This window comes from Actinomadura harenae, from assembly GCF_003696215.1.
Lineage (GTDB): Bacteria > Actinomycetota > Actinomycetes > Streptosporangiales > Streptosporangiaceae > Spirillospora > Spirillospora harenae.
In genome coordinates, this window is sequence record NZ_RFFG01000010.1 from 126,851 (window position 1) to 135,421 (window position 8,571).

General features: G+C 68.0%; 8 protein-coding genes. 5 read left to right on the forward strand and 3 right to left on the reverse strand.

The genetic code is table 11. From position 1 onward, the window contains the following. Positions 1–1,018 precede the first annotated feature (1,018 nt). Both EBO15_RS08165 and EBO15_RS44090 read left to right on the forward strand, forming a co-directional pair. Complete coding sequence (locus tag EBO15_RS08165) at positions 1,019–2,425, forward strand: M1 family metallopeptidase (protein WP_158628156.1); 1,407 nt, start codon at positions 1,019–1,021, stop codon at positions 2,423–2,425. A gap of 490 nt (positions 2,426–2,915) precedes the next feature. Then, the gene (locus EBO15_RS44090) at positions 2,916–3,083 is read left to right on the forward strand and encodes a hypothetical protein (RefSeq protein WP_158628157.1); all 168 of its coding nucleotides are present in this window, start codon (positions 2,916–2,918) and stop codon (positions 3,081–3,083) included. Between the two features lie 183 nt (positions 3,084–3,266). On the opposite strand, the gene EBO15_RS08170 is transcribed toward EBO15_RS44090, so the two are convergent. Beyond that, positions 3,267–3,926, reverse strand: coding sequence for a TetR/AcrR family transcriptional regulator (locus tag EBO15_RS08170; RefSeq protein ID WP_158628158.1), 660 nt, complete (start codon positions 3,924–3,926; stop codon positions 3,267–3,269). Between the two features lie 97 nt (positions 3,927–4,023). Here EBO15_RS08170 and EBO15_RS08175 point away from each other — a divergent pair, with 97 nt between their 5' ends. From EBO15_RS08175 to EBO15_RS45165, 3 genes are all read left to right on the forward strand, one after another. Beyond that, positions 4,024–4,425: an SgcJ/EcaC family oxidoreductase gene (locus EBO15_RS08175; protein ID WP_122193701.1), complete on the forward strand. Its 402-nt coding sequence runs from the start codon at positions 4,024–4,026 to the stop codon at positions 4,423–4,425. Between the two features lie 776 nt (positions 4,426–5,201). After that, positions 5,202–5,441, forward strand: coding sequence for a hypothetical protein (locus EBO15_RS47240; RefSeq protein ID WP_147481421.1), 240 nt, complete (start codon positions 5,202–5,204; stop codon positions 5,439–5,441). After that, positions 5,363–5,554, forward strand: a complete 192-nt coding sequence (locus EBO15_RS45165) for a hypothetical protein (RefSeq protein WP_199744402.1) — start codon at positions 5,363–5,365, stop codon at positions 5,552–5,554. The genes EBO15_RS47240 and EBO15_RS45165 overlap by 79 nt, the downstream gene beginning before the upstream one ends. Positions 5,555–5,902: 348 nt before the next feature. On the opposite strand, the gene EBO15_RS08190 is transcribed toward EBO15_RS45165, so the two are convergent. Then, positions 5,903–6,262 carry a VOC family protein gene (locus EBO15_RS08190; protein WP_122193704.1) on the reverse strand — a complete coding sequence of 120 codons (360 nt, stop codon included), beginning with the start codon at positions 6,260–6,262 and terminating at the stop codon, positions 5,903–5,905. Between the two features lie 231 nt (positions 6,263–6,493). Beyond that, the gene (locus tag EBO15_RS08195) at positions 6,494–7,339 is read right to left on the reverse strand and encodes an alpha/beta fold hydrolase (RefSeq protein WP_122193724.1); all 846 of its coding nucleotides are present in this window, start codon (positions 7,337–7,339) and stop codon (positions 6,494–6,496) included. Positions 7,340–8,571 lie beyond the last annotated feature (1,232 nt).

The window sequence follows — 8,571 nt, forward strand, 5'->3', positions numbered from 1 at the left end:
TCAACGGTGGGTCGTGATGAGCGCCGAACAGCGGGCAGCTGCGCGTCCAGTCCGGCCCGCTCATCGGCGCGCTGCCGGAACCAGCTCCTGGCCCTCCCAGGCGAGAAGGCCCGCGCGAGTCGGTCGGTGACCTCTAATGCGGCAGCCGGGGAACGGCCTGGGCCAGTTCGCCGGCCAGACGGCGCGCACGCGTCCGCTGTTCGATGAGCCACTTGGCGTCAGCGCCTCGCCGCGTGGGACGGATCTCGTGGACGGTCACGCTCACCACGACATTCCGGATCCTGAAGGCGACCACCGTCCCCTTCTGCTCCTCGGCCTTGGGCGTGATTCGTAGCCCTGGTCTCCGAGTGAGGAGGCAGCACCTCGACAGGGAAGAGCACGCCACTTTGCCGATCTTGTGATGGTTTGCGCCAAGTATGTTCAGACGCCGGTAGGGCTCCGGCACGTCCCGCCGGGGCGACCCCATCCGGCAACGCCGGCGGATCCCATCGATGAGCTGCCGCCGGTCCACTTTGACGGCCACCCCGAACGTGCAGGCACCGGCAACAACGGCCCCAGCTGCGCCCACCGCTCATCGGTCAGATCGAACCGTCAGGTCTCCGCTGCAGCGGCCGCGAGGCCAGCGGTGTTCGGGCTTCTTTTGGTTGATGAACCCCTTGCCGCCCATGGCCCCCAAGGGCAATAGAAGCCACCCCGGTGGAAGCCTCTGACCAGCGCACACTCGGAATCGAGGCGCCCCTCCCGTTCCTTGGCACTTGCCGGGGCGGTTAGGGGCGGTAGTCGACGTTCGCCCCCATGCGAGCGGTACCCGCGTCGCACGTGTGGCGGGTGCGCGGGTGGCCCCGTCCGGCGGCGGGGCCGAGGCGGGGACGATCAAGGGCGGCGCGCAGTGGTGAGGCAGGGCCGGGGTGATTATGGTGATGATCACTTCAAGATCGTTTTGTGCGGGCGATGGAGAGGAGATGCCGTGCCGGGCTTCAAGAGTGCGCGTTCGAGAGGGATGCGGCGAGGGCCGTTGGTGGTCCTGGTCGCGGGGATGATGGCGGTCGGAGTGGTGTCTCCCGCGGCTGCCGGAGTCCAGTACGAGGCAGGCTCGGCAGGGCTTGGAGATCCGTACTTCCCCAACAGCGGGAACGGCGGTTACGACGTCCAGCGCTACTACCTGAAGACCGACTACGACCCGGCGACACGGGTGCTGACCGGGACGACCACCATCACGGCAACGGCCACGCAGAACCTGTCGCGGTTCAACCTCGACCTCTACAAGATGAACGTGCGGTCGGTCCGGGTAGACGGGCGGGACGCGTCGTTCGAGCGGACCGGCGAGCGAGAGCTGGAGATCACGCCGTCGGCCGGATTGCCGAAGACGCGCGTGTTCACCGTGGTCGTCCGGTACGACGGGGTTCCGCAGCCGCTGACCGGGCCGTTCGTCTTCAACGACCTGTACGGGTTCCTGCCCACCAAGGACGGCGCGACGGTCATGGGCGAGCCCGACGGGGCGGCCACCTGGTTCCCGAGCAACGACCATCCGACCGACAAGGCCCTGTTCACGATCGAGACGACCGTCCCGAGCGGGCTCAAGGCGATCTCGAACGGCAGCCTCGTCGGGCAGTGGAGCGCCGGCGGCAAGGACACCTTCCTCTGGCGCGAGGATCGTCCGATGGCCACCTACCTGGTCAGCAACTCGATCGGGCACTTCAACGTCAGCACGACCACGACGTCCAAGGGCATCTCGCAGTTGGACGCCGTGGACCAGGACGTCGCGTCAGATCCCGACGCGCTCAACACCCCGCGTCTCACAACGCGCGTGACCGACGAACTGGGGGACCGCTTCGGCCCCTACCCGTTCGGCACCACCGGCTCGATCGTCCACCACAACAATGTCCCTCCTCTCAACCTCGAGAGCGCGCTGGAGACCCAGGGCCGCCCGACCTACCAGAGCCCCCCAGTCGAGAGGGGCGTGGCGCACGAGATCAGCCACCAGTGGTTCGGCGACAGCGTGTCCGTCCGACAGTGGAAGGACACCTGGCTGAACGAGGGCTTCGCGAAGTGGGTCGAGTGGTACTGGGCCGAGCAGCACGGCGGCCCGTCCGCGCAGGACTCGTCCCAGCAGTGGTACGACAACCCGCCTCCCACCCTGCCGTACCAACCCGCCTTCTGGGACGTCGTGGTCGCCGACCCGACGCGCGACGAGATCTTCCACCGCGCGATCTACTTCCGTGGCGGGATGGCCCTCCAGGCGCTCCGGCACAAAATCGGTGACGACTCCTTCTTCCAACTCGTCCGCACCTGGGTCGCCGAACACAAGTACGGCAACGCCAGCACGGAGGACTTCGAGACCCTCGCGCAGCAGGTCTCCGGCCAGGACCTCACCCGCTTCTTCAACGTCTGGCTGCACACTCCCGGCAAGCCCACCTCCTGGTAGTCATGGTCGCCGTCCGCCCCCTCAAGACCTCCAGGGGGCGGACGGGCTCCACCGGCAGATGCCCACCCGGAGCTTCCTCGCCGAATCCTTCGTCATCGAGCGCGGCGACCGCGCCCGCAGCCGCATCAGGCCGTTGTCAATCAGGGCGCAGCCGGGCGGCCTGGCCCATTGGACACCATCGAGTCGCGGCGTTCGGCACCTCGACCACCCTCGGCATCGCCTACACCCGCGCGCATCTCCGGGCCCCTACCGCCTGGGCGTCATCGCCAGCCGCCTCGGAATCGGCATGGTCATGGGCGCGGTGATCAGCCCGGTGCGGCCGCCGGCCCGTGCCGGAGGGCACAAACAACCCGGGCTGCGCGCCGATGACGCTCCCGGCACGCTCATGCCCCTGAAGGCGGTCGGCGCCGGGGGTGGTCGTCGCGGGAGGGGGCGGGCTGGGCCCGTCCGCCGGCACTCTGCAGGACGGAGCGGCCATCGAGGGTGTCCCGTGCGTGAGCTGGCGGAGGAGATCGGCGCGGAGGTCGGGCACCACGAGCCCTTCGGGCAGTCGGACGGCTTCACGACGGCCGAGGCTCCTTACCGAGCCTGGCTCCCCCCACCCGCGTTTCGCGATCGCGCCCGGGTGGGCGGACGCGGCGACCACCGGGACCTCTGACGATGCCGGCGGGGTCGAGATGGAATCGGCCACGGAGGCCCCGACCATGCCGATCCAAGGCGCGGTGCGGGGCCTGGCCGAACACGATGAGCGCCCCTCGGCAGCCCTGCACCAGGCCGCCTACGGAGTGCATTGCGCCACCAAGGAGTGATCCGCCTTCCGACGGCGTGGCGGTGGGCCGGGCTAGGTCTGCCAGCGGGCCGTCAGCAGGCGGAAGGCGGGGGCGGGCTCGGGCAGGTCGGCGCGCGGGGCGGCGGCGAGGCCGCCCAGGGCGATCGCGATCAGACGGCGGCGGGCCGCCCGCGCCTCCGCGGTGAGCGTGGCGTCGTCCAACTCCTGGATCTGTTCGACCAACGGCGACAGGCCCAGCTGCTCGATGAGGAGAAGGATGTCGGTCGCCGTGACATCCCGACGCAGTCCGCCGCACTCGTGCGCGCGTCCCACCAGGGCTTCGAAGTCGCGGTCCGCCGCGTCCGCGAGGGCGGCGGACCGCGGGGGCAGTGAGGTCAGCTTTCCCAGCGGCGCCAGTGTGCCCTGGCCATACTCGACGCTTTCGACGACCAGGCCCTGCAGTCCCTGCCACGGGTCGGGGTGGTCGGCGGCCGTGCGCACGGTCGCCGACCACTGCTGGTTCGAGAGCTCCAGGAGCCGTTCGTACAAGGCGGCCTTGCCGTTGTAGCGCCGGTAGAGCGTCCCCACGCCGACCCCGGCGGCTTCGGCGATCGCGTTGACCGAGGCGTGTACCCCGTCGCGGGCGAACACCTGGCGGGCGGCCCGGAGGAGGGCCTCGTCGTTGCGGGCGACCTCGGCCTGCCGGGCCTGCCGCTGTCTGGAGACACCCATGCCCGCCATCCTAGACCTTGCGGAATAGATCGCTCCGCACTAGCGTCTTCCAAGTGCGGAGCAAATCGCTCCGCACAATGGACGTGAGGACCCTCCCATGAACGCCGTAGCGACTTCATCCGCCGACGTCGACGCCATCGCCCAGGTCGTGGCCGCCGTCGAACGCGCCCAGCAGGCCAAGGACGCCGAGGGGTTCCTGGCGCTGTTCCACCCCGACGCGCTGTGGACGACCGCCCACGGCAAGGTCCTGATCGGCCTGGACGCCATCGCCGAGTTCACCCGCGCCGTCCTACCCAAGGACGACTGGGACGGGAGGGTCACCTACGAGGTCGTCCACACCCAGTTCCTGCGGCCCGACGTGGCCGCCGTCAAGGTCAGGCAGGTCTACCACGGACCCGACGGCGGTTCCGAGGGCGCTCCGCTGTACGTCATGACCAAGCAGGACAACGGGGCCTGGCTGCTCCACGCGAACCAGAACACCCCGGTCCAAACCGATTGAGCCATCACCTGCCGTTCCAGATGCTCTCCGACCCTGGACGCAGCCTGGCCCGGGAGCTCGCTCTTCGCACGTTCGAGGCCGCCGGGCGGGGGCATGGAGAGTCGTGACGAGGTGTTGGCCAGGGCCACTGCCCGGAGCGGGCAGGTGTGCGGACAAGGACATCGAAACGGCGCTGTAGAAGCTCATCGAACACGCCCAGGATGCGGCGTCACCGCGAGCAGGAGAAGCCCGACAAAGCCAAGCACAGCCACGACGAGGCCAAGTTGCTTGAAGGCGGCACGTGACCTGGACCGTTACGCCCAGGAGGTCCCTGCAGCTCCACGGAACCCAGCCGCGCGACTGAGGCCACCGAGGACGGTCCCGACGGATTGGCTGATCGTGGGGAGCCTCGCGTCGCTGGCTGCGAACGTCGCCGTGGCCGAGCCGACGCTGACGGGACGTGTCGTGGCCGCTGGGCCTTCGGGACCTCCAGTACCCACGACATCCCTGGGAAGTTCCGAAGAAGTTACGGGATGATTTGAGAATTATTGACCGAATTTCTTTTAAGATCATTTTGCACTCACCGTAGTTGTGTGAGTTCATTGGCTGTGGCGCCCGCCCTCCGCGGCGGGCGAGGATCGCAACATCCTCGGCTACGACCATCAGTGCGCCCACGACGCCTTGGCGCCCGCCCTCTGGGGCGGGCGAGGATCGTGTGGCCGTCGGGCCTACACCCACAGCGCCCACAATGGGGCGCTGTGGGTGCCGTCGCTCCAAGTGAGGCGGCCGAGACCGAGATGGGCGGCAAGCACGCCGACCCCTACGGCCTCTACCGCGGAGACGGCCCAATCAGCGCGCCCCTGGCCGCCAAGACCGGCGTCACCTCCGACGACCTGGCCATCCTGCGGCGCTCGATGCAGCTGATGTTCGAGCCCGTTGCGCGTCCGGACGCGCCGAGATGGCGTTGCGCGGCCTGTACATCTTCACCCACCACGACGTTTTCGGCATCGTCCCCGCCCAGGTGCTGTTCGACTTGATCACCGCCAAGGCCAACGTCGACGGCCCCACACGCGCGTTCCGCGAGTACGACGTCAAACTCGACGAGAGTGGCATCCCGGACGGCGTCACCCTCACCTGGATCATCGGGTGAACCCGGGCGCGGACCAGATTCCCGTCCCGCTGTCCGCACGCGAGCACTACGCCTACTGCCCACCGCCAGGCCGGGCTCATCCTGCTGGAAGCCGGCTACGCCGACGACATCAACGCCGTCCGCGGGACGCTCCTGCACCAGTGGGCCCACGAACCCGCCGAAGAGACCCGGCCCGGCGTCCGCACCCTGCGCGCCCTCCCCGACTGGCACAACGCACTCGGCCTGCCGGCGTCTGCGACGTCGTCGAACTCCACGACAACCGCCAGGTCGTCCCCATCGCAGGCGCTAAGCGATTCGACGACCGGTTCGAGCTGCACGACGGTGGGAGCGTCGGGAGCTGAAGTTCGTTCAGGGGCCCTCAAGGCCGAAGATCATGCCGTGCGGATCGCGGAGTTGGCAGATGCGTCGTCCGGATTCGACCTTGAGGGGGCCGCGCCAGTGTTCAGCGCCGGCGTCGAGGAGGTGTTTGCGGGCCGTGTCGAGGTCGGGCACGGCCCAGTAGGCGACGGGGCTTCCGCCGCGGGGGTTGCGTGCGTCGTCGGCTTCGTGCCAGCCCATTTCGACGCCGCCGACGACGATCCACGCATACACCTGGCCGTCGTCGGCGATGTCGGTGTGGAGGTCGGTGCTGAGGGCGTCCGCCCACCAGCGGGCGCACGCCTCGGGATCGGAGGCGAACGTCATGACGGTGCTGACGTGCTTGAACACGGGAGGCCCCTTCGGCGCAGGAAGGTCCCCATTCTGCTTCGTTGGTCGAGGTCGATTCAACCGTTAGGCCCGCGCCAGGTCAGTTTCCACAGTGCCTGCCCATAAAGAGGACGGACAAGTGGGCAATATTGGAAAAATGATGGCGACAATGGACGTGATCTCGAGCGTGGACGGAACAGGAATGCCGAACCGCTGAGCCTGAGGTGTGCTGTTCCCGGCAGGTACGTTCGGTCAGGAGTACGCGCGGAGCCAGGCCAGCGCGGCAGGGGCGGTGTGGAGGACGGAGATGTGCCCGTCATCTACAGCAGGTCGAAGTTCTGCCGTGGGGCAGTGGCGTGCCAGCCACTGGCCGTGCGAGATGGGCACGATCCGATCCTGGTCGCCGTGCAGGATGAGGGTGGGGGCGGTGATGTCAGCCGGATCGAATCCCCATGGCGCGACGTAGGCGAGGTCGTCGTCTATCAGGCCGCCGAGGCCGTTCTCGATGGCCGGATCTACGACGTTGCTGAACCACGACCATTCACCGGCGAGCGCGGCGTGATCGGCTGGCGTGAACATGTTGGGGTCGAACTCCGCACTCGCCTCGTACTTCTCCTTCGCCGAGCGTCCCTCGGCGGCGGCACGCAGGGAAGCCACGCCGCAGGGCGCCATGTCCTCGAACCAGTCGAGCCCCTCGGCGTCAAACGGCGCGATGGGGGCAACGCTGATCACGCCGATGACGCGGTCGGCCAGCAGCGCACCGCAGGCGAGGGCATGGGCGCCGCCGCCAGAGTGGCCCATAACCGCGAACCGGTCGATCGCCAGTGCGTCGGCGGTGGCGGACACATGCATGGCCGCTGATGCCACATTGCGACCAGGGACGGGACTCGAGCCACCGTATCCGGGGCGGTCGTGAGAGACCCAGCGAATGGACTGCCGGACAGCAGCCGGGAACAAAGGACGCGGAGGTGCACCGATGTTCGGGGTGCCGTGGTGCCAGAAGACCGTGAGCTGATTGGGGCCGTCGCCTGTCCCGGTGTCATAAACGTGCAGGGTGTGGCCGCCGTCCAACTCCAGATCGAACTCGGTGACCCTCATGCCCATACCGTACCGACAGGACTCCTGGCATGGCGCCGCACAGGCATATGGCATGGCCTCGAGCTTGTGCCGCTAGACCATGCCCCGGCCGCGTGCGTCGATCTCGCTGAGACTCAGCCTGATGAACTCATTGGTCGACCCGCGGGCGCCCATCGTTGGGGAGGGGCCGCAGCGTGGTGTGCCCACGCTCTGGTCTGCTGCCACCAGCAGATGGAAGTCTCTCAGGTGGGCCGGACCGAGGAATTCTCCGGCCTCCTCTCGCCCGCCGGTCATCAGCATGCCGACGTCGACAACGTGGCCCCGAAAAGCCCTCGCCACCACACCAGTACTGGCACTTCCCGAGGCAGGCGGCGGCTCCCTCCCCTGGGGGTGGTTGGCCTGGACCCTCTTGATCGTGGAGAGTCACGCGTCGCTGGCGCGAATGTCGCTGTGGCCGAGCCGACGCTGACAGGACGCGTCGTGGCTGCTTGGCCTTCGTTTGCCCGGTCGGTGCTTACGAGATGCTTATGGGCCAGCTGCGAGGCAGTCACCTCGGGCAGGGAGAGCAACCCGAGTTCTGCTTGAGCGAGGAGCGGCTTGCCGAGGAGGGACTGCCCGAAGGCAAGGCGTACCCGGATGCTCGGGGCTGGCATCTACAAAACTGGTCTGGGAGTGGGCCCTGGACCGCCAGGAGATGAATGGCGAGTTGCCGTCCCGGGCAGGTGGTAGGCCGGGCGTTCAACTGCAGCGCCCGATGGGGAAGGCTCGTCAAACGAGGCAGATGCGGCGGCAAACAGCCGGACGGCTTCAGCGAGAGTGTCAGCAACAGCTGCTGAAGTCCGGATCCAGATCGCCGCTCGACTCGTGGTGGCCTCCAGCACCCTCCCGGCTGACACAACGTCACACAGCGCCACACTGATTACGGGACAGAGTCGAAACTCGACAGTCCCTTTGGGCGAGTGTGGTCTGGGCTGTGACGTGCCACGGTTCGTGTCGTCTGATCTGCCGAGCTATCTGTCGTGTCCGTTGGCCCAGCTTGGGCCAGTGAGCCGAAGCACGGTGGTTGTCACATGGGCGGGCTTGTTGTCACCTGCGTGGTCTGGGTTTGTTGGGTCCATAGGGTGAGTGTCCCGTCCCAGTTGAGTTGGCGGATTCTCACCGATTCTCGTTCGGTTTGGCGGATTCTCGGCTACCTGGCCTCGCGGTGAGATCACCTGCCCCTTGAGGCGAGCCCGGCATCACTTGTCGCTCGT

Bases quoted from the DNA above. Each gene is read 5' to 3' on its own strand.
- EBO15_RS08170 (WP_158628158.1), bottom strand. From the start codon at position 3,926: ATGGGTGTCTCCAGACAGCGGCAGGCCCGGCAGGCCGAGGTCGCCCGC.
- EBO15_RS08175 (WP_122193701.1), top strand. From the start codon at position 4,024: ATGAACGCCGTAGCGACTTCATCCGCCGACGTCGACGCCATCGCCCAG.
- EBO15_RS47240 (WP_147481421.1), top strand. From the start codon at position 5,202: ATGGGCGGCAAGCACGCCGACCCCTACGGCCTCTACCGCGGAGACGGC.
- EBO15_RS45165 (WP_199744402.1), top strand. From the start codon at position 5,363: ATGGCGTTGCGCGGCCTGTACATCTTCACCCACCACGACGTTTTCGGC.
- EBO15_RS08195 (WP_122193724.1), bottom strand. From the start codon at position 7,339: ATGAGGGTCACCGAGTTCGATCTGGAGTTGGACGGCGGCCACACCCTG.